This is a genomic window from Streptomyces sp. NPDC127190, assembly GCF_042672505.1.
In the GTDB taxonomy this organism is placed as follows: Bacteria; Actinomycetota; Actinomycetes; order Streptomycetales; family Streptomycetaceae; genus Streptomyces.
Genome location: NZ_JBHXVE010000007.1, coordinates 77,522 through 101,024, shown reverse-complemented (window position 1 = coordinate 101,024; position 23,503 = coordinate 77,522). Strand labels below are relative to the sequence as shown.

At 74.8% G+C, this 23,503-nt stretch carries 15 protein-coding genes; 5 read left to right on the top strand and 10 right to left on the bottom strand.

All coding sequences use genetic code 11. From position 1 onward, the window contains the following. Positions 1–157: 157 nt before the first annotated feature. From ACFVIU_RS13735 to ACFVIU_RS13725, 3 genes are all read right to left on the bottom strand, one after another. Positions 158–4,753, bottom strand: coding sequence for a hypothetical protein (locus tag ACFVIU_RS13735; RefSeq protein ID WP_385842573.1), 4,596 nt, complete (start codon positions 4,751–4,753; stop codon positions 158–160). 156 nt (positions 4,754–4,909) lie between these two features. Continuing rightward, a complete protein-coding gene (locus tag ACFVIU_RS13730; protein ID WP_385842572.1) occupies positions 4,910–5,914 on the bottom strand; it encodes a hypothetical protein in 1,005 nt (334 codons plus the stop codon). Beyond that, positions 5,911–6,306, bottom strand: a complete 396-nt coding sequence (locus tag ACFVIU_RS13725; RefSeq protein ID WP_385842793.1) for a PadR family transcriptional regulator — start codon at positions 6,304–6,306, stop codon at positions 5,911–5,913. Before ACFVIU_RS13725 ends, ACFVIU_RS13730 begins: the two co-directional genes overlap by 4 nt. Positions 6,307–6,699: 393 nt before the next feature. On the opposite strand from ACFVIU_RS13725, the gene ACFVIU_RS13720 reads away from it, so the two are divergent. Continuing rightward, on the top strand, positions 6,700–7,869 hold the full coding sequence (locus ACFVIU_RS13720) for a hypothetical protein (protein ID WP_385842571.1): 1,170 nt from the start codon (positions 6,700–6,702) through the stop codon (positions 7,867–7,869). Positions 7,870–7,929: 60 nt separating this feature from the next. Continuing rightward, positions 7,930–8,640 (top strand): 2-phosphosulfolactate phosphatase, encoded by a 711-nt coding sequence (locus tag ACFVIU_RS13715; RefSeq protein ID WP_385842570.1) that lies wholly within the window; start codon positions 7,930–7,932, stop codon positions 8,638–8,640. Positions 8,641–8,760: 120 nt separating this feature from the next. Here the strand turns inward: ACFVIU_RS13715 and ACFVIU_RS13710 are convergent, their stop codons facing one another. After that, a complete protein-coding gene (locus tag ACFVIU_RS13710; protein WP_385842569.1) occupies positions 8,761–9,726 on the bottom strand; it encodes a hypothetical protein in 966 nt (321 codons plus the stop codon). Between the two features lie 417 nt (positions 9,727–10,143). Between ACFVIU_RS13710 and ACFVIU_RS13705 the strand changes: the two genes are divergently transcribed. Continuing rightward, positions 10,144–12,630: a SpoIIE family protein phosphatase gene (locus ACFVIU_RS13705; protein ID WP_385842568.1), complete on the top strand. Its 2,487-nt coding sequence runs from the start codon at positions 10,144–10,146 to the stop codon at positions 12,628–12,630. Positions 12,631–12,713: 83 nt separating this feature from the next. Beyond that, positions 12,714–15,452 (top strand): SpoIIE family protein phosphatase, encoded by a 2,739-nt coding sequence (locus ACFVIU_RS13700; RefSeq protein ID WP_385842566.1) that lies wholly within the window; start codon positions 12,714–12,716, stop codon positions 15,450–15,452. Positions 15,453–15,552: 100 nt separating this feature from the next. On the opposite strand, the gene ACFVIU_RS13695 is transcribed toward ACFVIU_RS13700, so the two are convergent. Together ACFVIU_RS13695 and ACFVIU_RS13690 are read right to left on the bottom strand one after the other, a co-directional pair. Then, positions 15,553–15,792 carry a hypothetical protein gene (locus ACFVIU_RS13695; RefSeq protein WP_385842565.1) on the bottom strand — a complete coding sequence of 80 codons (240 nt, stop codon included), beginning with the start codon at positions 15,790–15,792 and terminating at the stop codon, positions 15,553–15,555. A gap of 91 nt (positions 15,793–15,883) precedes the next feature. Further along, the gene (locus ACFVIU_RS13690) at positions 15,884–17,731 is read right to left on the bottom strand and encodes a glycoside hydrolase family 15 protein (protein WP_385842564.1); all 1,848 of its coding nucleotides are present in this window, start codon (positions 17,729–17,731) and stop codon (positions 15,884–15,886) included. A 195-nt stretch (positions 17,732–17,926) separates the two neighbouring features. On the opposite strand from ACFVIU_RS13690, the gene ACFVIU_RS13685 reads away from it, so the two are divergent. Then, positions 17,927–18,133, top strand: a complete 207-nt coding sequence (locus ACFVIU_RS13685) for a hypothetical protein (protein WP_385842563.1) — start codon at positions 17,927–17,929, stop codon at positions 18,131–18,133. Positions 18,134–18,343: 210 nt separating this feature from the next. Here ACFVIU_RS13685 and ACFVIU_RS13680 read toward each other — a convergent pair whose 3' ends face one another. The 4 genes from ACFVIU_RS13680 to efeU all read right to left on the bottom strand — a co-directional run bounded on the left by ACFVIU_RS13680 (position 18,344) and on the right by efeU (position 23,455). Continuing rightward, the gene (locus tag ACFVIU_RS13680) at positions 18,344–18,832 is read right to left on the bottom strand and encodes a DUF5709 domain-containing protein (protein WP_385842562.1); all 489 of its coding nucleotides are present in this window, start codon (positions 18,830–18,832) and stop codon (positions 18,344–18,346) included. Between the two features lie 77 nt (positions 18,833–18,909). Beyond that, entirely contained in the window at positions 18,910–20,022 is a 1,113-nt protein-coding gene (locus ACFVIU_RS13675; protein WP_385842561.1) for a HoxN/HupN/NixA family nickel/cobalt transporter, read from the bottom strand. Between the two features lie 83 nt (positions 20,023–20,105). Then, positions 20,106–21,377: an iron uptake transporter deferrochelatase/peroxidase subunit gene (gene efeB / locus ACFVIU_RS13670; RefSeq protein ID WP_385842560.1), complete on the bottom strand. Its 1,272-nt coding sequence runs from the start codon at positions 21,375–21,377 to the stop codon at positions 20,106–20,108. 59 nt (positions 21,378–21,436) lie between these two features. Further along, complete coding sequence (gene efeU / locus ACFVIU_RS13665; RefSeq protein ID WP_385842558.1) at positions 21,437–23,455, bottom strand: iron uptake transporter permease EfeU; 2,019 nt, start codon at positions 23,453–23,455, stop codon at positions 21,437–21,439. Positions 23,456–23,503 lie beyond the last annotated feature (48 nt).

The window sequence follows — 23,503 nt, the reverse complement described above, 5'->3', positions numbered from 1 at the left end:
GTGTCTCAGCGCCGCCGCGCGGGGGGGGGGGGGGGGTCGGGCGGGGGGGGGGGGTGTGGGGGGGGGGGGGGGGGGGGGGGGCCGCCCCCGCCCCCCCCCCCCCCCCGCCGTTCAGGGCCCACCAGCCTTCAGACCCCGGCCGTCCGGCCCCAGCCGTTCACGCCTCGGCGGCCCGGGCGAACAGTTCGTGCAGGGGGACCGGGGGCAGCAGGCGAAGGAAGGGGCCCCACAGCCGCTTGCCCACCGCCACCGCCAGATGGCTGGTCAGCTTCCCCCTCTCCACCGGGAGATGGGGGGCGTCCAGGACGTCCCAGGTGTCGTGGGTGAACGCCGTGCGGCCGGCCCGGGGCCGTCGGCCGGTCTGCACCGCCCCCACGGCGACCAGCTCGGCCTGTGCCGCCTTGTGCCGGGCGGCCGTCCAGCCGTTCCAGAGGCGGACGTTGCGGTCCGTGGGGCGGGCGAGCGCGTGCAGCTGGAGGTGGAGCGCGGCCGCGTCCGGGCTCACCCCGAGTCTGCCGCCCGTGCTCGCGACGAGGTCGGGGACGCTGAGCGCCGGGTTGGCCTCGTACCCGCCGACCGGGACGGGGGTCGCCATGGCGCGGGCCGCCATCCGGGCTGTCCCGTCGAGCACGGCACGGGTCTGCTCCAGGGAGTGCCGCAGCGAACCCAGGCCGGCCCGGTCGCACAGGTCCAGGGCCCGTGCCACGCGCTCCTGGTCGGTGAGGGCGGCCGGGCGGAGGAAGACGTCGCCGGTCGGTACGGCGACGACGAACAGCCCGTCGTCCACCGCCGTCGACACCTCGGTGACCCCGTCGTGCAACGGCCTCGGGCAGGGCAGCACCGTGCCCTCGTAGGGCCGGAACGCCGGGTCGTCGGCGGCCGCCCGGGCCGCTGCGCGGTCCCCGGTCAGCCCGATCAGCGTGCCCGGGTCGGCGAGCCGCGCCCGCAGTGCCTCGTGCAGCCGCAGCGCGCCCTGGGCGACGGGGTCGCCGACCGGTCGCTCGGTCAGCGCCCAGGCGATCACGGAGAGGGCCTGGACGTGGGTGGCGGACGTGCCCCAGGACCACTCCCCCACCGTCCCGTCCGCGAGCACCGGGTGCAGGGCGAGGGCGCCGGTGCGGGTGCCGACCAGCGCACAGCCCCGCTCGGCCACGGGCGGCCGTCCTTCCGGCAGGCTGCGCGCCCAGTCGGCGGACAGCCCGAGGTCGGTCTCCAGCGCGGCGGCCAGCGCCTCGTCCGCGTACGGCCGGGTGCCGACCAGCTCGGCCCAGACCGAGGCCATGCGCTCGGCGGCCCGGTTCATGCCCTGCGGTGTCCACAGCTCGGCCGGGTCGTCCGGTATGCCGGCGGCCAGCACCGCGCGCCGGCCGTCGACGCCCAGCTTGTACCGGAAGTCGCCGTACTCGGCGGCGATGGCCTTGTTCGCCTTGTAGGGGGCGGAGCGCAGCATCTTCAGGTGGTCGTCGTGCCGGTCGCGCTGCGGGAAGCCGCCGAGGGCGAGGGCGGCGATGGAGCGGCGTACCCCGGTGCGCCAGCAGAAGACCGCCAGGGCCTCCTCCGTCAGCGGGAGCGGTCCGTGGTGCTCGGCCAGTTCCACGAAGCGGGCGAGGCGCGCGGCGTCGTCCCGGCCGATCGTGACGGTGCGCTCCTCCTCGGTCCGTGCGGGGGCGGGTTCGTCGGCCGGCTGCACGAAGCGGGAGAGTCCGCCCCGGGCGGGACCGGCCGCCGCGCGCGGCACCGCGGCCACCTCCTCCTGGGGTGCCCGGCCGGTGCGCCAGACGCTTCCCGGCGCGGCGAACGGCTGCCCGCTCCAGGTGCGCAGCAGCGCGGTCAGGGCTGCCCGCTGCTCGTCGGGGGTGGTCTCGACGGCGGCCCGCCAGGCGACCGCGTCGATGCCGCCGAGCAGCGTCTGCCACTCCGCCGGCCGGGAGGGCGGGGCCAGGCTGCGGGTCTCGTCGTCGATGTCGCCGCGCAGGAAGCGGCCGTCGGCGGCGACGGCGGTGAGGGTGCCGGGGTGCCGCTCGGGCCGGTAGGCCTCGTAGGCGCGCAGCTCGGGCAGGAGCCCCGACAGGGCCGGGACGAGGACGGTGTCGGGGATGTCGGCGGGCAGGTGCACCACGGGGCCGGCCCGCATGATGCCGACGCGCCGGGACAGGTCCTGACGGCGCCGCAGGACGTCCGCCGCGAGCCGGGCGGCGCGCGCCACGCCGTCGCGGATCCGGGGGTCGCCGACCCCGGGCAGCAGCCGGGTGACGCGGGTGCGCAGCCGGTCCTCGTCCGGGGAGTCGAGGGCGGCGTCCAGCAGGGCGCGCACGGTGGTCTCGTCGACCGTACGCAGGGCCTTGGAGGAGGCCTCGTCCCGTGGGGTGAGGAAGTGCCAGTAGGCGGGCGGGGGCATCGGCCCGGCGTGCTCGCCGAGGGTGGGCGGGTGGTCGCGGTCCCGCTCGGCCGGCGGCGCGAAGCCCTGGACCTGCCAGAGCGGTGAGTTGTCCGAGGCCGCGTGGCAGCGGACGGTCGTGTCGCCGACGGTCACGGTCTGCTCGCCGCCCGCCGGGAGGGCGAGGATTCCCCAGGGGCGCCGGCCGAGGCGGCGGCTGCGGTAGCGGGCGGTGCGGCCGTCGACGGACTCCAGCAGGAAGTCGGTGGGGGACGGGCCTCGGTAGGGGGTGCGGTTGAGGATCCGGCAGCCGACCAGCCGTCCGGACTGACCCAGCGGGGAGTCGGGGGCGTCCTCGGGGAGCGCCGCGAGGTACTGGCCGTCCTCGAACTCCTCCATCCCGGGCGGGACTTCGCGGTCACGGTGGAACGCGGGCAGGTCGGGGCCGCCCAGCGGGGCGCCGGTCACGGGGTCGTACGGCGTCCAGCGGCCGCGGGAGTGGAAGACCTCGGCGCTGTAGAAGCGGTGGCCGTCGCTCATCTGGAGTTCGTGGTCGCCGATGCCCTCGCGTCCGCCGGGACGCAGCACCCGCTCCCCGTCGAACCGGCCGGTCCCGTCCAGGGTTTCGAACTGGTAGCCGAACGCGCCGTCGGTCAGTCCGCCGTACGGCTGGAGGCCGAGGACGTGCTGCGGGGTGAAGACCTCGTCCGGGCGGTCGGCCCAGAACGCCCTCTGGGAGCTGACCGAGTACCGGCCTCCGGTCCGCCAGCTGACGAGGAACGCCCCGCCGACGTAGTGGACGGCGTGGGAGGTCGCCTCGTCCGGCACCTGGTAGGTGCAGCTCGCGCGCGTGCCCGCGGGCCCGACCGCCACCGCGCGCCCGCCGTCGAAGACGGTGAGGACGGGCCAGGTGCAGGTGACGCGCAGGGTGTCGGCCCGGTCGAAGCCGGCGACGGCCGCCTCCAGGGCGGGCCAGACGAGTTCCTCGGGCAGTCCGGCGCGCAGGGCGCGGGCCAGCGGGCCGGTGAGGTCCAGAGCGGCCAGCGCCTCCTCGATGCCCTCCAGCGCGGTGGCCGTGGGCCGGTCGAGGAGCCCGGCCAGTTCCGTCACCGCCTCGTCGGCGGCGGCCAGGCCGCCGCCGCGGAGCGCGCCGAGCAGGCTTTCGACACGGGTGTGCACCTCGGCCGCGATGCCGGCGTTCCGCGGGAGGCGGGTGATCGCCGTACCGGTGCCGCGCAGCCCCTCGTGGACGGTGCCTTCCAGGCGGCGGCCGAAGACCGGGTGGGCGGCCAGTGCCCTGAGGTCGCGGCGGGAGCGGTCGCCCCAGAAGGTCAGCCGTACGGCGTCGCCCGGGTCGTGGACAACGATGCCTTCGGCGAGGCAGGCGTCCAGCAGGTCGGCGTCCAGGCCCGGGTAGCGGTACCGGTCCTCGTGGATCCGCACCGGGGTGCCGGCGGCTCGCAGCCGGGGCGCGAAGCGGGTGACGATCTCGAAGAGTTCGGCCGGCATGGGCTGGCGGGCCACGCCGCCGTAGGGCACCTTCCGGTGGGCGTAGCTGCGCGTGTACCGGGCGAGCCAGCCCGCGAGGCCGTCCTCGGGCACCAGGTGGCCGGCCGCGGCGGCGTCCACGACGCCCCCGCGCAGCAGCAGCCGTAGCCAGGCGGCCGCGTCGGTGCGGGAGTCCGGGAACAGGTCGAGCAACGCTGCCTGTACGTCCGGGCCTTGGGGGTGGTCGGCCAGCGGCGCGGTCGCGGCCTCCAGCAGCGCGTCCGGGACGGCCTTGCCCCGGGCGCCGGCGAGAACGCTCCCGAGGACGCGGGCGTCCTCGTCCATGCCGAGCCCGGCGGCCCGGGCGGACGCCCTGATGCGGCGGGCGAGGTCGGCGGGCAGCTCTCCCGAGGAGTCCGCCCAGGCGGTGAGCACGCGCACATACTCCGCGTGTGCCTCGGCGGGCGGCAGCTGCCCGGCCAGCCAGCGCTGATGCTCGCTCAGTTCCTTCACCGGCAGGCCGCCTCGGGAGGCGCACAGCAGTGCGTTGGCCCGCCGCCAGTCCGGGTCGACGGGCAGCGCGTGTTCCTGCTCCGCCTTGCGGGCCAGGCTGTAGGCCTTGGCGGCGGCGCGGCCGGGGTAGCCCAGCAGACGGTGTGCCACCGTGTCCCAGAACCAGGGCAGATGGGCGGCCGGCAGCCGGCCCGCCCGCCGCCGCAGCGTCTCCAGGCAGCGGCCCATCTTCGGATACGCCGAGGCCACGGCCGCGGTCACCTCGTCGAGCAGCGCTCCGGCGGCGGGCGCGGCGCCGGGGTCGTGGGAGGTGACCCACAGGACGTAGGTCGCCGACCGGTGGGACTCCGTGGGCAGCAGGGCGTGAGTGAGCATGCGACCGATCTTGGCACGTGGGTACGACAACCGGTCACGGGCCTGTGGACAACCGGGGAAGCCCCGGACGTGGGCCCCCGGCACACCCCGGGAAAGGTCGGGGTCGTCCCCACCGGGGCCCGCGCCATGCCCCGGCCGCCCAGCCGTCACATCCGGTCAGCGGCGGGCGAGTTCGCGGCTTCCCACCACGGCCAGGACCGCCGTCAGCAGCGTGAGCGCGGCCGTCTGCCCGAGGCCGCCGCCGACGTACACGGCGGGCAGGTCGAGCCCGAGCCACGGATACAGGGCGGTGACGCGCACGGCCAGGAGCAGCAGGCCGAGCGCCGCGAGCGCGAGGGCCACGCCCGGCCCGCCCGGTTCGGTCCGGCGGGCGCGCCACAGCAGCCAGCCGAGCGCCCCGACCACGAAGCAGTTGGCGGGCGCCCAGGCCAGGTCGGCCGCGGCGGCCGGCAGCACCACCTGGGAGGCGCCCATCATCACGCACGTCGCCATGAGCACGAGCCCGGGCGAGCCCACCGGCAGCCGGGCCGGGGGCGCGTCCCGGTGGTGGGCGGCGCACAGCGCCAGGACCGGCAGCCAGGTGAAGAGCAGATAGGTGAAGGTGAACGCCGGCATCGAGAGGAAGGCGACACCCAGCACCGAGCCGAGCAGCGGCCACAGCGTCGGCAGCGCGGCCACGGCGGCGCAGATCCGGGCGAGGCGGCGGCGGTCGTACAGCAGGGCGAAGTAGGCGGCCGCCCAGCCCAGCGGCAGGATCCACTGCGCGGCGGCGACGGCCGCGGCGAGCGGGCCGTGGTCCGTGAACTCCACCAGGAACATCTGCCGCTCCGCGCTGCCGCGGGTGAACGACCAGGTCAGCTGGAGGACCGGCGTGACGACCGCGGAGGCCGCCTGGAGCAGCACGGCCCACAGCACGAAGACGCGGACGGACGAGCCGAGGAGGGCGTAGCCGCGCGGCGCGCCGGGGGCGCCCAGCCGGCACCGTACGGCGAGGGCCGCGATGCTCGCCATCTCGCCGAGCGTGGGCCGGCTCTGGTCCTGGGTGTCCCGGTCGAGGTCGCCCAGGTAGGTCTCGACCATCTCCTCCTCGCGCTCCCTGCGGTAGTAGGCGGGGAGCAGGCGCAGGACGGTGCGGTAGCGGGATTCCAGCAGGGTGGTCATGCGTAGCCTCCCGCGAGTCCGGGTGCCGTGGGGGGTTCGTGGCCCGCCGGGGTGCCGGGAGCGGGGCGGGCCGCGGTGCCGGTGCGGCGGCCCTCGGCGATGCGCCGCTTGGCGGCCCCGGCACCGGCGGCCATCCGTTCGGCCTCGGCGTCGAGTGCGGTGACGCCGTCGTCGGTGAGCCGGTAGTAGCGGCGCAGCCGGCCCTGCTGGACCTCTTCCCGGTCCAGCACGATCAGGCCGTCGGCGGTGAGCCGGTCCAGCACGCCGTACAGGGTGCCGACCCGCAACTGCACTTCGCCGTCGGACAGTTCCTCGACCTCGCGCAGGATGCCGTAGCCGTGCCGCGGCTGGTCGGCGAGCGCCGTGAGGACGAAGAACGCCGCCCGGGTCATGCTCTTCGCTGTCATACGGCCAGGATATATCGGCCGCCGATATATATCGAGCGATTCACTCGTGCGGGTCGCCGAAGGGGGACACGCCCGTGAGCGGACGGGGCGCGGAACGGGATCCGCCCGTGAGCGGACGGGCCGCGGAACGGGATCCGCCCCTGAGCGGATGGACGGGCGGACCCCGTTCGCCGGACCATTGTGGGCGGCGTGCCGGGGCCGGACCACGGGTGTGCGGCGGTCGACCGGGGCGTTCACCGCGCACTCCGGACGCGCGCCGCACACCCCGTGCGCGGGTCCGCCCGCGCGTGTCGCGCGGCGCGCCGCCCCCCGCCTTCGGTCCGGGCGGCCGAGCGGTGATACTGGGAGGTACACCCGCCCCCATCAGCAGATTGGCTCATGTCGAACTCCGCCACCGACCACGCCACCCTTCCGCAGACCCTCTGGGCGGCCCGGGGCCGCCACACCGGTCCCGACCCGGACGACGTCGTACGCCGCACCCTGCGCCGGCACAAGGAGAGCGGGGACATCGACGACTTCGCCGAGCCGCCGGCGCCCGAGGGGGCGACCGGCCGGATCTTCGAGGCCCGATGGCGGGCCGGCGGCACGGTGACGGTCCGGGCCCGGCTCACCCTGGAACCCCGCCGGGCCAGGCCGCAGGGGCACGAGTGGCGGCTCGTCGCGGAGGCGGAGCGCCCCTGGGACGACGCATGGCCATCCCCCGCGACGCTGTTCTGGCCCGAGGGCGGCCCCGCCGAGGGGGCCGACGGCTCCTGGGACCACCACGCCACGGCCGTCGGCGTGCGCTTCCGCCAGGTCAACCCGCTGCCCGCGGACGACAAGGAGATGAAGCGGCGGCTGCGGGACGCGGCCCGCGAGGCCTGGTGCGTCAACCTCGTCGTGCACGAGGCGATGACCCCGGACGAGCAGGGCAGGCTGCCGCTGGCCCGGCTGCTGCCGCCCGGCCTGCGCCACCGGGTGATCGAGCACCGCGCGGCCCCGCACCAGTTCCGGGCCGTCAACTGGGCGCTGAAGGACCTCGGCGTCGAGGTGCCGCGCGGCGGGGCCGTACTGCTGCCACCGGACCCGGCACCGGACGGCTACGACGGCGGGGACCACCGCGTGCGCACCGTCTTCCTGGACGGCTCCGTGCCGGAGGAACTCCTCGCGGCGCTGCGGCACTTCGTGGCCGTGCCCCGCCCCCTGCCCCAGGACGCCGCGGCCGCGCTGACGGATCTGCGTGACCACTGGACCCTGATGACCCTCCAGGAGGAGCTGGAGCGCGAACGGCGGCGGGTCGCGATGTACGCCGAGGCGCTGGAGGCGATGACGAAGTCCCGGGACCTGTACAAGGAGGCCGCCGAGCAGGCCCTGGAGGCGCTGGCCGCCTACCGGGACGTCCCGCCCGCCGCGCTGCCGCAGCAGCGGCCCGCCGTCAAGGCACCCGCCGCGCTCCAGCAGCTGACGCGCACGTTCGAGCGGCTGCGGTTCGGCGGCCGGGGCAAGGCCGACGCCGAGGACACCGGCACCACCGGCGGAACCGGCACCGGTCACGACCTGCCGTCGTAGGACGTCCGCCCGCCGGGAAAACGCCTGCCGGACCGACGGTGCGGGCGGCACCATGGTGCGATGGAAACCGTGTTCACCGGCATCACCGGTGCTCCGAAGGCCCCGGCCGTGGCCGTCGTCGTCGATGTGATGCGCGCGTTCACCGTGGCGGCCTGGGCGTTCCGGCGCGGCGCCGAGCGGATCGTGTTCGCGGGCAGCCGACAGGAGGCGCTGGAGTTGAAGGCCCGTCACCCGGGGTGGCTCGCCTTCCAGGACGGGGAGCCGGTGCCGGGGTTCGACCTCGCCAACTCACCCGCCCGGCTGCGCTCGCTGGATGTGCGAGGCCGCACGGTGGTGCAGAAGACCACCGCCGGGACCGCCGGAGCGCTCGCGGTGGCGGACGCCGGGCTGCTGCTGTGCGCGAGTTTCGTGGTGGCCGGGGCGACCGCCGAACTGCTGCGGCGCGCCCGGCCGGAGTCGGTGACCTTCGTCGTCACCGGGGACGGCGGGCAGGCGGCGGAGGATCTGGCCTGCGCCCAGTACATCGCCGAGCGCGTCCGCACGGCCGGCGCCACCGACCCGGCCCCCTATCTCGACCGGGCCCGGCGCTCCGACGCCGCCGCCCGGCTGGCCGACTGGGTGCGGCGCGGCTCGGCAGGTGTCCATCCCGAGGACGTGGGGCTGTGTCTGGAGGCGGACACCTTTCCGTTCGCCATGGCGGCCTCCCGGACGGACGGCCACCTCGTGCTGCGGCCCGTGGCCGTCGGCGGGCCGGATCACCCTCGGGAGTGAGTCATTCGCCGTCGGCGGGCCGGGTCACCCTGGGGGTGAGTCAATCGCCGTCGGCGGGCCGGGCCACCCTCGGGAGTGAGTCAACCGCCGTCGGCGGGCCGGGCCACCCTCGGGAGTGAGTCAACCGCCGTCGGCGCGACGGGCGTTGCCTCTGGCCAGCGCGGCCAGCAGGACCGCCAGCGCGGCGAGCGCGGCCGTCGCCGCCGCGGTGATGGCGAGCCAGGGCGGGGCCAGGGCCGTGGCCCACAGCCGGCTCGGGTCGGGCAGTCCGAACCGCCCCGCGAGCGCCTGGCCCGCGGCGAGCGCCGCCGTGACCCCGAACGCGCCGGTCGCGGCGACGAGCCGGGTCTGCGCCCCGCGGGCGGCCAGGGCGAGGGCCAGCAGCACGCAGAGCGCCGAGCCGAGGACCCCGGCGCCGAGAACGCCGTACGACGGTCCGCCCCACTGGCGCGGGACGTGCGCCACCCCGCACAGCAGGACCAGCAGCGCGGCGCCGCGGGCCCACAGGACGGTCCGGGCCGGTCGCCGGTTGCGCGCCGTCCGGCGCGTGGCGGACCGCTCCTTCCTCGGCCGGGGCTTCCCCGGGTGTTCCGGCTCCGGTCGCTCCGCGCGGTCGGCGGCGGCCACCTCCGGGGTATCGGTCTCCGCCGCCGCGAGCACGGCTTCGGGAGCCGCCGGCTCGGGTCTGGGGTGGACGCGCCCCGGCCGCTCCGCGGCCAGCCGGCCGATCAGCTCGGCGAGTTCCTCGACGGGCCGGTGGGCGGCCGCCGCCTGCACGGCCGCCTGTCCGCAGTGCGGCTCCACGGGGGCGCGGTGCAGCAGCTGCATCAGCCGGGTGACGTCCTCCAGCGGACGGCGTTCGGCGGCGGCGCGGATCGCCTCGTCCGCGCTGTCGGTCCCCCGGGGCGGCTTGGTCAGCAGGGTCACCAGCCGGGTGACGTCCTCCACCGGACGGTCGACCCCGGCCGCGCGCAGCGCGTCGGCGGTGGCCCTGGTGTACTCGGGCGAGCTTTCCAGCAGCGTGATGAGCCGGACGACGTCCTCCAGCGGGCGGTCGGCGACGGCCGCGCGGACGAGAGCGTCCACGGGATCGCCGTAGGGGAGATCGTCCTCGTGGCTGGTCCCAGGAAGTATCTCCGGCAAGGGCACGGGTCGGGTCAGCAGGTGGGCGGAGGGGATGGGGACGCCTGGGGCGGACGGTGCGGGAGCTATCAGGGAGTCGTCGGGACGGGGGGACGATGAGCGGGTGGTCATCTCGGCTCCAGGAGAAGGGTGCGGCCGCCGCACCTGCGCCCTCGCGTGCGGTCGCGGCATGTCGCAGTCCATTACTAGGAGGGGTCCGAGGCCCCCGCCACTCGGGCGCGGCACTGGTGTGAGCCGTCCGGCGCCGGGCCGCGCGGCCCGGTCGTGGGTCCGTATCTTCGCCCAGGTGCGTTGCACGGGGGTTCGGGCGCATTCTTGCTGTGTCGTCCACCCGGCGGCGCATGGAGCGAGGTAGAGCCGATGGCCGTGGAGCAGACGGTCCGTACGCGGGCCCGGCTGGCCGCGTTGCTGGCCGACGCCTCCACCGGTGCGCTCCGCGCCGCCGGTGGCCGGGTGGCGGGTGTGTACCTGCGCTCGCGCACGCCCGGCCTGCTGCGGCTCGCGGTGCTCGTCGGACTGCCCGGCCCGCTGTTCAAGCCGTGGTGGCGGCTCCAGGTGGACCGGCCCTTCCCGGTCGCCGACGCCTACCGGCTCGGCGTGCAGGTGGTGCTGCCGAACGCCGCGGAGACGGTCCGCCGGTATCCGCAGTTCGCGGCGGGGCTGCCGTTCCCGGTCGGCTCGGTGCACATACCGGTGCCGGGCGGGCGCGAGCCGCTCGGTGTGCTCACGCTGCTGCACCCGGCGGTGGCCGAGTCCGTGGACGAGCTGCTGGACCGGGAACTGCTCGGACGGCTGGCCGAGGGGCTCGGCGCCGAACTGCTGGCGCTCGCCGACGGAGCGCCGGAGGCGGTCGTCTGGGACGGCGAGCCGCTGTGCGTACGGCCCCCGGCGAGCCACCCCCCGCAGGCCGCCGTGGCCCGGTTCACCTGGGACCCGGCGACCTCGGCGGTGCACGCGGACGACCGGCTGTGCGCCCTGCTCGGGCTGCCCCCCGGCACGCTCCCCGAGACGGCCACGGCACTCGCGGCGGCCGTGGCCCCGGACGACGCCCACCGCATCCTGGCGGCCCTGCGCGAGACCGCCGCCGGGCGGCCGCCGGGCACGCCGCTCAGCCTGCGCGCGCGGGACGGAGCGCCGCGGCTGCTGGACCTGTGGCGGACGGGGACGGACGGCGCCGGGCCGCAGGTCGGCGGGATCGTCCTCGACCCCGGCCGGGCCGCCGCCGCGGACGGCGCCGCCGATCCACTGCCGCAGGGCGTGTTCAGCCTGGACCGGCTGGGACTGATCGTGTACGCCAACGCGGCCGCCGCCCGGCTCACCGGCCGGCCGCGGGAGGAACTGCTCGGCCGTCCGCTGTGGGAGGCGCTGCCCTGGCTGACCCGGCCGCCGTACGACGACCATCTGCGCAGCGCCCTGCTGGCACCCGACCCGGTGCACTTCCATGCGCGGCGGCCGGAGGGGGACCGGGCGGAGTCCGGGGACGGCGACTGGCTCGCCGTGTCGGTGCACCCCGGTGAGTCCACGCTGACCTGCACGCTCGTCCCGGCCAGCCGGGTGGACGCGCCCGGCCCGCCGGCCCCCGATGCGGGGTTGCCGGAGGAGGGCCACTCGATGGCGCCGCTGTACCGGCCGGTCGCGCTGGCCATCGCGCTGACGGACGCGGTGACCGCGCGCCAGGTGTCGACGGTGGTCACACAGGAGCTGCTGCCCGCGTTCGGCGGCCGCCGGCTGGCCATCTACCTGCTCCAGGACCGGCATCTGTACCTGGCCTGGGAGACCGGCTTCCCCAAGGGTTTCCTCGTCCCGTTCGACGGGGTCGGCCTGGACGCGCATCTGCCCGGTGTGGAGACCCTGACCACCGGCCGGCCGCTGTTCTTCGAGTCGATGCAGCAGCTCGCGGCGGCCTATCCGGGCATCCCGCTGGACGCCGACGAGGGCGCCCGCGCCTTCCTGCCGCTGATCGCCTCGGGCCGCCCGGTCGGCTCGTGCATCCTCGGCTTCGATGGCTCTCGCCGCTTCAGCACGGAGGAGAAGACGGTCCTCACCGCGCTCGCCGGGCTGATCGCGCACGCCATGGAACGGGCCCGGCGCTACGACAGCGAGGCGGCCCTCGCCCGGGGGCTCCAGCAGGCGCTGCTGCCGCGCCGGCTGTCGGCGCACCCACTGGTGGAGACCGCGGGCCGCTACTTGCCGGGCACCCAGGGCATGGACGTGGGCGGCGACTGGTACGACGTGGTGGAGGCCGGGGACGGGCTCGCGCTGGTCATCGGCGACGTCCAGGGGCACGGGGTGCAGGCCGCGGCCACCATGGGGCAGCTGCGCAGCGCGGTGCGGGCGTTCGCGCTGGGCGACCGGCCGCCGGACGAGGTGCTCAGCGGGACCAACCACCTGCTGATCGACCTGGACCCGGGCCAGTTCGCCAGCTGCTGCTATCTGCGCCTGGACCCGGTCACCGGCCGCGCCCGGGTCGCCCGGGCGGGCCATCCGCCGCCGCTGCTGCGCTCTCCCGCCGGGCCGACCCGGCTGCTGGAGGTCCCGGGCGGGGTGGTCCTCGGCGTGGACCCGCGGGCCCGCTACCCGGTGACCGAGCTGCTGCTGGAGCCGGACGCCATCCTCGCCCTGTACACGGACGGGCTGGTGGAGCGGCCGGGCGCGGACATCGACGACGGCATCACGGCGCTGCGGCTGGCGCTGAGCCGGGCCGGGGCGGCCCCCGGACGGCGGGGCCGGCGGTCCCTGACCGGGGTCGCCGACCGGCTCACCACCACCGCCCGGCACGCCCCCGACCGGCCCGACGACGTGGCGCTGTTGCTGGCCGCCCGCCGTTCGGCACCGGTGTACCGGTGACCGGGCCGGGCCGCCCCGCGGGGCGGCCGTCGCTTCCGGGGACGGTCTCGCCTGACGAGGCCGGGCAGTGTAGACATGGGCACATGGTGCGACTGCCCGGCGGGTCCGCGACCCCGCCGCCCCGACCTTCCGGGCATCCGCGCGCACCGCAGGGTCCCCGCCCCGGCCGGCAGGGCGATGGCGACGGGCAGCTCGGGGTGCTGCGGGCAGCGGTGTCCGGGCGCAGCGTGGCCGGGCAGGTGTTCGTGCTCCAGGTGGTCATCGTGCTGCTGCTGGTCGTCGCGGCCGTGGTGGCGCAGGTGCTCCAGGTGCGGCGGGACACCGACATGGAAGCGGAGCACCGTTCCCTGGCCGTGGCCGAGACGTTCGCCAACGCGCCCGGCACGGTGGCCGCGCTGCGCTCGGCGCACCCGACGGCCCTGCTCCAGCCGCACGCGGAGGCGGCCCGCAAGGCGACCGGTGTGGACTTCATCGTGGTGATGAACACCGACGGCATCCGCTACACGCATCCCAAACCGGACCGCATCGGCAAGAAGTTCGTCGGCACGATCGGCCCGGCGCTGGCCGGCGGCACGGTCACCGAGCACGTCAACGGCACGATAGGGCCGCTGGTGCAGGTGGTGGTGCCGGTGAAGGACCCCGCGGGCAGGGTGGTGGGCCTGGTGTCGGCGGGCATCACCACCGCCCATGTGGGCGGGGCCGCCGCCCAGCAGCTGCCGCTGCTGCTCGCGGCGGCCGCGGCGGCGCTCGCGCTGGCGACCGCGGGCACGGCGCTGGTCAGCCGACGGCTGCTGCGGCAGACCCGCGGCCTCGGGCCGTACGAGATGACCCGGATGTACGAACACCATGACGCGGTGCTGCACGCCGTCCGGGAAGGGGTGCTGATCGTCGGCGGCGACGGCCGGCTGCTGCTCGCCAACGACGAGGCGCACCGGCTGCTGGACCTGCCCGCGGACGCCGAGCGGCGGCATGTGCTGGAGCTGGGCCTGGACGATGTGACGGCCGGGCTGCTGGCCTCGGGCCGGGTCGCCACGGACGAGGTGCACCTGGTGAAGGACCGGCTGCTGGCGATCAACCAGCGGCCCACGGACCTGCGCGGCGGCCCGGCCGGGAGCGTCACCACGCTGCGCGACTCCACCGAACTGCGGGCGCTGTCCGGCCGTGCGGAGGTGGCCCGGGAGCGGCTGAACATGCTGTACGACGCCGGGGTGGGCATCGGCACCAGCCTGGACGTGACGCGTACCGCCGAGGAGCTGGCCGAGCTGGCGGTGCCCCGGTTCGCGGACTTCGCGACGGTGGACCTGTTCGACGCCGTGCTGAACGGCGAGGAGCCCCGGCCCGGGACCGCGCTGCGCCGCGCCGCCTGCACCGGCATCCGCAAGGACGCCCCGCTGTACCCGGCCGGGGAGCGCATCCGGTTCGTCGCCACCTCGCCGCAGGCGCGCAGCCTGACCACCGGACAGTCGGTGGTGGAGCCCCGGCTGCGCGAGGCGCCCGGCTGGCGTGCGCAGGACCTGGAGCGCACCGACCTGGTCCTCGCCTATGGCATCCACTCGCTGCTGACCGTGCCGCTGCGGGCGGGCAGCCTGGTGCTGGGGGTGGCGAACTTCTGGCGCTCGGAGAAGCCGCAGCCGTTCGACGCCGAGGAGCTGGCGCTGGCCGAGGAGCTGGTGGCCCGGGCGGCGGTCTCCATCGACAACGCGCGCCGGTACACCCGCGAGCACAGCATGGCGGTGACCCTCCAGCGCAGTCTGCTGCCGCGGACGCTGCCCGACCAGGGCGCGCTGGAGATCGCCTACCGGTATCTTCCGGCGCAGTCCGGGGTGGGCGGCGACTGGTTCGACGTGTTGCCGCTGTCCGGTGCCCGGGTGGCGCTGGTGGTGGGGGACGTGGTGGGGCACGGGCTGCACGCGGCGGCCACCATGGGCCGGCTGCGCACCGCCGTGCACAACTTCTCCGCACTCGATCTGCCGCCGGACGAACTCCTCGTCCTGCTGGACGAGCTGGTCGGCCGGATCGACCAGGACGAGAACCCCGCGGACGAGGGCGCGCTGGTCACCGGCGCGACCTGCCTGTATGCGGTCTACGACCCGGTCTCCGGGCGGTGCAGCGTGGCCCGGGCCGGCCATCCGCCGCCGGCGCTGGTGCACCCCGACGGCCGGGTGGAGTACCCGGAGGTGCCGGCGGGGCCGCCGCTGGGGCTCGGCGGGCTGCCGTTCGAGACGGCGGACCTGGAGCTGGCGGAGGGCAGCCGGCTGGTGCTGTACACCGACGGGCTGGTGGAGGACCGGGACCGGGACATCGACATCGGTCTCGACCTGTTGCGCGACGCCCTGTTGCGCACACCGGGCGCCTCCGCGGAGGAGACCTGCCGGACGGTGCTGGACCGGCTCCCGGCCCGCCCGAGCGACGACGTCGCGCTGATCGTGGCCCGCACCCGCGTGCTGGGTGCCGACCGGGTCGCGGAGTGGCAGGTGCCGTCCGACCCGGCGGCGGTGTCCGAGGTACGGGGTTCGGTGACCCGGCAGCTGGCCGAGTGGGACCTGGACGAGCTGGCGTTCACCACGGAGCTGGTGCTGAGCGAGCTGGTCACCAACGCGATCCGCTACGGGCGCGGCCCGATCGGCGTACGGCTGCTGCGCGACCGGACGCTGATCTGCGAGGTGTCCGACGGCAGCACGACCTCGCCGCATCTGCGGTACGCGGCGAGCACGGACGAGGGCGGTCGGGGACTGTTCCTGGTCGCCCAGCTCGCCGACCGCTGGGGCACCCGGTACACCCCGCACGGCAAGATCATCTGGGCGGAGCAGCCGCTGCCGTGACGGCGCGCGGCAGGGAGAGGGCCCGGCGGACGTCCGCGCCCCGAGGGGGCGGGCCGCCGGGCCCGTTGCGTGGTGCTCTGCGTCCGAGGCCGGGCGGGGGTCAGCCGCCGTCGAGGCGCGAGCGCAGCAGTTGCTTGCCCATCTCGGCGCCCTTGCGGCTGTCCGCCTGGGCCTTGCGGAACAGCTCCCTCACCTCGTCGTCGTGGTCACGCTCGGCGTCCTGGATGTACGTCTCCAGGCGCAGGGCGTTGTCGAGGCACGCCTCGACGTACCAGATCAGGTCGTAGCTCTTGTCGCGGGTGCCGGTGACCCCGCCCGTCTCGCTGGTGCTGCTGGTCATGCGGGGGCTCCCTCCTTGTCGACTTTGTCAGCATGTGTCCTGTGCGCCCACCGGGTACCCGCCCGACCTGGGGACACACCGTCGAGCCGGGTCAGCCGAGGGCGCGGTCGAGGTTGAAGGCGGCGCTGATCAGGGACAGGTGGGTGAAGGCCTGCGGGAAGTTGCCCTGCTGCTCGCCGGTACGGCCGATCTCCTCGGCGTAGAGGCCCAGGTGGTTGGCGTAGGTGAGCATCTTCTCGAAGGCCAGCCGGGCCTCGTCCAGCCGGCCGGCCCGGACCAGGGCCTCGACGTACCAGAAGGAGCAGATGGAGAAGGTGCCCTCGTCGCCGCGGAGGCCGTCGGGGCTGGCCTGCGGGTCGTAGCGGTAGACCAGGGAGTCGGAGACCAGGTCCTCGGTGAGGGCGTCCAGGGTGGCGAGCCACTTGGGATCGGTGGGGGCGATGAACTTGGCCAGCGGCATCATCAGCAGGGAGGCGTCCAGGACGTCGCTGTCCTCGGCCTGCACGAAGGCACCCCGGCGCGCGGACCAGCCGCGGTCCATGATCCGCCGGTAGACGGTGTCGCGGGCCTGGCCCCAGCGGGGCAGGTCGGCGGGCAGTCCGCGCCGGTTGGCCAGGCGGATGGCCCGCTCGATGGCGACCCAGCACATCAGCCGCGAGTACAGGAAGTTCTTGCGTCCCCCGCGGGTCTCCCACACGCCCTCGTCGGGCTGGTCCCAGTGGTCGCAGACCCAGTCGACCAGGTGGCACACGTCGTCCCACTGGTCGCTGGAGATCGGCTCGGCCCACTTGTCGTAGAGGTACACGGAGTCGATCAGGGCGCCGTAGATGTCGAGCTGGAGCTGGTCGGCGGCCGCGTTGCCGACCCGGACCGGGGCGGAGCCGAGGTGGCCCTCCAGATGCGGCAGTTCGCGTTCGGGCAGGTCGGTACGGCCGTCGATGCCGTACATGATCTGCAACGGGCCGGAGCCCTCGCCGCAGCCGGGGCTGATGTGCGTGGTCACGAACCGCATGAACGCCGCGGCCTCCCCGCTGAAGCCCAGCCGCAGCAGCGCGTAGACGGCGAAGGCGGCGTCGCGTACCCACACATAGCGGTAGTCCCAGTTGCGCTCGCCGCCGAGCTGTTCGGGCAGGCTGGTGGTGGGGGCGGCGACGATGGCGCCGGTGGGGGCGTAGGTGAGCAGTTTCAGGGTGAGCGCGGAGCGGTGCACCATCTCGCGCCAGCGGCCCCGGTAGCGGGACTGGTGCAGCCAGCGCCGCCAGTAGGCGACGGTGGTGTTGAACTCGTGCTCGGCCTCGGCGCAGGCGCAGCCCCGGCTGGCGGTCTCGGCGCCGGCCTGGTCCAGGGTGAACACCGCGGTCTCGCCCTCGCCGAGCTTGAAGTCGGCTCTGGCGTCCCCGGCGTCGTGCTCCAGGGCCACGGTCGAGGTGAGCGCGAGGGACAGCGCGCGGGACTCGAAGAGGACGGTGCCTGCCGTGCCGTCCAGGGGGCGCAGGGTGTGCGGGGCGGCGCCGTACTCGAAGCGGGGTGCGACCAGGGCCCGGAAGGGGACGGTGCCGCGGACGCACACCACGCGCCGGATCAGCCGGTGCCGGCCCGTCCCACCGGGGGCCTCCCCGTTGACGGGCATGAAGTCCTGCACCTCGCCGACGCCGTCCTCGGTGAAGAACCGGGTGATCAGCACATTGGTGTCGGGGAAGTAGAACTGTTTGGTGCGTGCCGGTACGGCGGCGGCCAGCTCGAAGCGACCGCCGCGGTCGGCGTCGAGAATCGCCGCGAAGATGCTGGGGGCGTCGAAGGACGGGCAGCAGTACCAGTCGATCGTGCCGTCGGTGCCGACCAGTGCGACACTGCGCAGATCGCCGATGAGTCCGTGCTCGGCGATCGGCAGATAGCGGGGGCTGCGGGCGGTCTCTCCGGGGAACGGCATCTCGGCCATCGACGGCCTCCCGGTGCGGGTGCGGGGTGATTTCCAGCTTAGGAGCGAGTGCGCCGCCGTGCCGTGGGCAGGCGCTTCGGAGCGCGCCGCGACGCTCTCCGGATGCGGGGGGCGCCGAGGCGGGCAATGGTAGAGGGTGCCCCGTTCGGAGGCACCGGCACGGATGCGGTCATCCGATCCGCTGGAGGAGGCATCATGTCGACATCCACACCCGAAGAGTCCCGTTCCATCGACGACCACTGCACCCCGGACGCCCATCTCCACTCCGCTCCCAAGGGGGGAGTCACCCCGGAGGACCTGGTGATGGCGGCCGGCAGGGACGTCACCCCGCGGAACCTCGACTGGGCGCGCCGCAAGATGGAGGCCGAGGGCCCTGCGGCCATCGAGAGGCTGCTGCCCTGAGGGCGGTCCGCGTCCCGCGGTAGCGCGGGCCGCGACAGTGCAGGTCGGGGGCCGGGTGCGGGGTGGTGGGGGGCTGCTCGCGCAGTTCCCCGCGCCCCTGAGGTGGTCTGCGCCCGGCCCCGCCGGCACGGCCCCCGCGACCCGGCCGCGGAAACGCAGGCCCGGGGGCCGGGTGCGGGGTCGTGGGGGCTGGTCGCGGTCTGGGGCGGGTCAGTCGGGGAGGGAGTTGTCGTCCGGGATGATGTGGACCGCTGCTTCCTCCGCGCCTGCCGCGCCCGCGTCGATGCCGACGTCGTCGGCGATCTCTTCCTTGGTCGTGGCGGTGTGGGCGCCCTCGTCCGGGGCGACCAGGCGGCCGGCGCGGGTGTCGCCGGCTTCGGGGTCGATCGGCTCGCCCTCGCCGCCGGGCAGGTCGCCGATGTCGTCGCCGACCGGTGCGCCGGTGTCCGGGACCTCCTGGGCGAGCCGCTCGTCCAGGGTCTCCCCCGCGCGCTGCTCGGCGGCGGTGGTGCCCTGCTTGGTGACGCCGAGGGGGCGTTCGGGCGGGGAGTAGCCCTCGTCGAGGACGTCGTCGTAGGTGCGCTCGTCGAGCGCGTCCTGGAGGTCCAGGGGCCCGGCGTCCTCCTGTTCCTCGTTGGTTCCGGTGGGCTGGTAGGCGTCGTCCGCCATCGGGGTCCGCTCCTCGTACTGGTCGCTCATGGTCGCCTCCTGCCTGTTGTTCGGCTCGTGGGCGGTCCCGGTCCGCGTACCCGCAGAGGGCGGCTTGATCCCGCCGGTCAGTCGGCGGGCTGCTCGGCCAGCTCCGCCGTCCACCGCTCCTCGATGCGGGCGGCCTTCCACACCAGCAGGGCCACGGCCCAGGTGGCGAAGAACAGTCCGACGATGACGAAGCCGACCGTGTTGAGGTCGAGGCCCGAGACCCAGTCCCAGAAGGGACCGTGCAGATCGAGCCGGTCGGCGAGCAGGCCGAGGAGTTCGACGGTGCCGATGAGCAGGGCGACGGCCACCGACAGGCCGGTGATGGTGAGGTTGTAGTAGACCTTGCGGACCGGCTTGGAGAACGCCCAGCCGTAGGCGAAGTTCATGAACGTGCCGTCGATGGTGTCCAGCAGCGACATGCCCGCCGCGAACAGCACGGGCAGCGTGAGGATGGCGTACCAGGGCAGTCCGGAGGCCGCGCCGGAGCCCGCGAGGACCAGCAGCGCGATCTCCGTCGCGGTGTCGAAGCCGAGGCCGAACAGCAGGCCCAGCGGGTACATCTGCCAGGGCTTGGTGATGGCGCCGGTGACCCGTCCGAGCAGACGGTTCATGAAACCGCGGTTGTTCAGCTGGGTCTCCAGGGCGGCCTCGTCGTACGCGCCGGAGCGCATGCGCCGGAAGACCTTCCAGATGCCGGCGAGGACGACCAGGTTGATGCCGGCGATCAGGTAGAGGAAGGTGCCGGAGACGGTCGTACCGATCAGGCCGGTGACCTCGTGCAGCCGGGAGTTGTCGGCGCGGACCGGGCCGACGAGGGCTTTCATGCCGAGCGAGAGCAGCAGGGACAGGCCGAAGACGACGCTGGAGTGGCCGAGGGAGAACCAGAAGCCGACGGAGAGCGGCCGCTGTCCCCCGCCCATCAGCTTCCGGGTGGTGTTGTCGATCGCCGCGATGTGGTCGGCGTCGAAGGCGTGCCGCATGCCCAGCGTGTACGCGGTCACGCCGATGCCGACACCGAAGGTCTCGGTGCCGGCGCGCAGGTGCTGGGGCGCGACGATGCCGACCAGGGTGCCCCAGCCGATGATGTGCAGCGCCAGTACGAAGGCGGCCATGGAGCCGACCCTGATCCACTCCTGCCGGGTCATGGAGCATCTTTCGTGTCGTGCGGTACGGCCGCACCGCGCGGCCACATGCCATCCTCTCGTAACTGCAAACGATGTGCAGCAAAGGGCGCGACAGGCCTTTCCCATGAGAGGGAAAAGCCCGCGGCCGATCAGGCGGAGAACATGCCGCTGCCCAGCCAGTCCTTGGCGTCGCGCACGCCGGGCAGGGCGAAGAAGTAGCCGCCGCCCGTCGGCGAGATGTAGTCGACCAGCGGTTCGTCGATCAGCCGGGTCTGGGTGGCCTCGAACTGGCGCTTGACGTCCTGCTGGTAGCAGCAGAAGACCAGGCCCATGTCGAGGTTGCCGACGTTGTCCACGCCCCGGTCGTAGTTGTAGCCCCGGCGCAGGATGCGGCTGCTGTCGGTGTCGGCGGTGCGCGGGTTGGCGAGGCGGATGTGGGAGTCCAGCGGGATCGCGGTGCCGTGCGGGTCCTTGGCATAGTTCGGGATGTCGGTCTCGACGGCGCCGTCGAGCGGGGCGCCGGTGTCCTTGCGGCGGCCGAACATCTTCTCCTGCTCGCTGAGCGAGACCCGGTCCCAGAACTCGACCAGCATGCGGATGATCCGGATGACCTGGTAGCTGCCGCCCCTGGTCCAGGCGGGCTCGCCCTGGCCGTCGCCGACCCAGATCAGCCGGTCGGTCTCGCGGGCGGAGTGCACGTCCGGGTTGGCGATGCCGTCCTTGAAGCCCAGCAGGTTCCGGCCGGCGCCGGTGGGGCGCGGGCCGGTCTGGAAGCCGTCGATGCGCCACTTGATCTGCATCGCGCCGCGGGTGTGCCGGGCGATGTCGCGCAGCGCGTGCAGCACGGTGTCCTGGCTCTGCGCGCAGATCTGGAGCGACAGGTCGCCGTGGCACTCGGCCGGGTTCAGGTTGTCGTTGGGGAAGGTCCGCATCGGGGTGAGCCGGGCGGGCCTGGCCTTGGCGAGGCCGTAGCGGTCGTCGAAGAGGGAGGCGCCGGCGCCGAGGGTGACGGTGAGGCCGTCGGAGGGGACCTCCGGGCCGAGGATGCCGTTGTCCGAGGGCGGCGCGCCGACGCCCAGGTCGGTGGGGGTGCCGCCGGAGGTGAGGAACCGGGCCCGCTCGGTGATGGTCTTGAGCAGCTCGGTGAGGCCCTTGCGGTCGTCCGCGATGACGTCCAGGGAGACGAAGGTGGCTGCCGCCGGGGCGGGGGTGACGATGCCGGCCTGGTGGGCGCCGTGGAAGGGCACCCGCACGGAGCCGTCCGGGCCGGTGGTCTGCGCCTGGGCGGTGCCGCCGCTCTCGCCGAGCGCGAAGCCGCCGCCGGCCAGGACCGCTCCGGCGGCGCCGGCGCCCAGCGCGGTCCGCACGAAGGAGCGGCGGGCGGGGCCGGCCGGGCAGGCCGGCGTCTCGGCAGTGGACATCGCGGGGTTCCCTTCGGTGTGCGGGTGGTGCTCAGTGGTCGTCGGGCGGGCGTCGGCCATCAGGCGGACTTCCGGATCTCGAGCAGGGCCGGGACCGGGGCGAGGTCTTCCAGCAGCTGGCCGGTGGCGCCGTCGATCCGCTGCCGGTCGGCGGCGGTGAGCTTGTCGACGGGGGTCCAGGAGGCTCCGTCGTGGGCGGCGTCCAGGAACTTCTGGAGCCGGGCGATGTCCGCGTCGACCGCGGGCAGCAGCTTCGGCGCGCGGGTGGTGATCAGCGGCTTGAGCACGGTGAGCAGCTCACGGGTGCCGGCGAGGTTGGCGTCGGCGGTGGCGAGGTTGGTCCCGCTGCCCTCGTCGGTGTCGCCGGTCAGCTCGAACTGGAGGGTGTTCTCCAGGATCTCGTGGGCCCGCAGCGGCAGGTCGCCCGGGTCGAAGGCCTGGCGGGGGAAGGCCTTGCGCAGCCCGTCGGCGTCGGTGGCGAGCTGCCGGGCCGGACCGCTCAGGTCCTTGGCGGACTGGCCGTGCCACAGGCCGTACTCGATGCGCAGGAACCCGGTGAAGTCCTTGTCGTGCTCGCCGTCCGGGAGGCCGTCGGCGCGCCCGTCGATCTTCTGGTCGAAGTCCTCGAAGGTGCCGTAGGCGGCGCCGAGGGAGGCGTAGGTGCGGTGGGCGGTGAGCCAGTCGGTGCGGGCCTTGCCGAGGTGGTTGTGGTCGATGTCGTCGGCGAGGGTGCGGGTCTGGCCGACGAGGGTGTCCAGGCCCTGCTGGACGTACGCCTTGTACGCCTTCAGGGGAGCGGCGAGGTCCTGCTCGGAGACGGGGACGACGGGCTTGGCCGCGCCGCCGCCGGTGACGCTGACGGACCGGGAGGTGACGGCCTTGCCGCCGGTGGGGACGCAGCGCCAGGCGTAGGTGCCGCCGGAGACGGTGGCGACGAGGGCGCGGGTGGTGCCGGGGGCGAGGCCCTCGATCTCGCCGTAGACGGCGTTGGTCGACGGGTCGACCAGGTACACCTCGGAGGTCTTGCCTCCGGTGTTGTGCATCTGGAAGGTCTGCCGGCCGGGCTTGGGGGCGGTGAAGCCCTTGCCGCACTCGGTCTCGGAGACGGCGACGGTCTGGTCGCCGGCGGGCTTGGGCCGGGAGAGGGTGACGACGAGTCCGGCGATCACGGCGGGTACGGCGACCACGGCGACCGGGACCACCCAGACCGGCCGTCGGCGCTCTCGGGCCTGCGGCGCGGGCCGCTCGGCGGCGGGCTTCGGGGCCGTGGCCCGTACGCCGCGGACGAACAGCGTCATCACGACGGCCAGATAGCCGGCGTAGCCCGCCACCTGGAGCCAGGTCATGGTCGGGGTCAGGTTGAAGACGCCCTGGACGAGGGTGCTGTACCAGGAGCCGGCGTCGACGCTGCCGGCGAGGTCGACCGCGTAGGCGGTCTTGCCGGGCAGCACCCCGCCCTCCTGGAGGTCGCGCAGGCCGTAGCCGAGGACGCCGGCGGCGATGACGATCAGGACGGCGCCGGTGGCGGTGAAGAACCTCGTCAGGTTGATCTTGAGTACGCGCCGGTACAGGCCCCAGCACAGGCCGGCCGCGAGGACCAGGCCGATGGCGGCGCCGGTCAGCGGACCGCCCGACTCGCCGGCCGCCTGGGCGGTGGTCCACAGGAACAGGGCCGTCTCCAGGCCCTCACGCCCGACGGCGAGGAAGGAGGTGAGGATCAGCATCCCGGAGCCCATGGCGAGGGCGCCGGTGACCTTCTCCTTCAGCTCGCCGGAGAGGCTGCGGGCCGAGCGGCGCATCCAGAACACCATCGCGGTGACGAAGGCGACGGCGATGACGCTCAGGGTGCCACCGAAGGCCTCCTGCGCGGTCTGCGGCATGGACGCGGCGGTGAAGGTGAGGACGGCGCCGAAGCTCATCGCGACGGCGATCGCGGCCAGCACTCCGGTCCACACCTGGGGCAGCCGGGACCGCGCCTCGGCCCGCACCAGGGTTGCGACCAGGATGGAGACGATGAGTCCCGCTTCGAGTCCTTCCCTCAGTCCGATCAGGAAACTCGGAAACGCGTCGTCCCACATGCCCTGGAGCCCTCCCGCTTACTTAGTGAAGGCATGCCTTACCTTCGC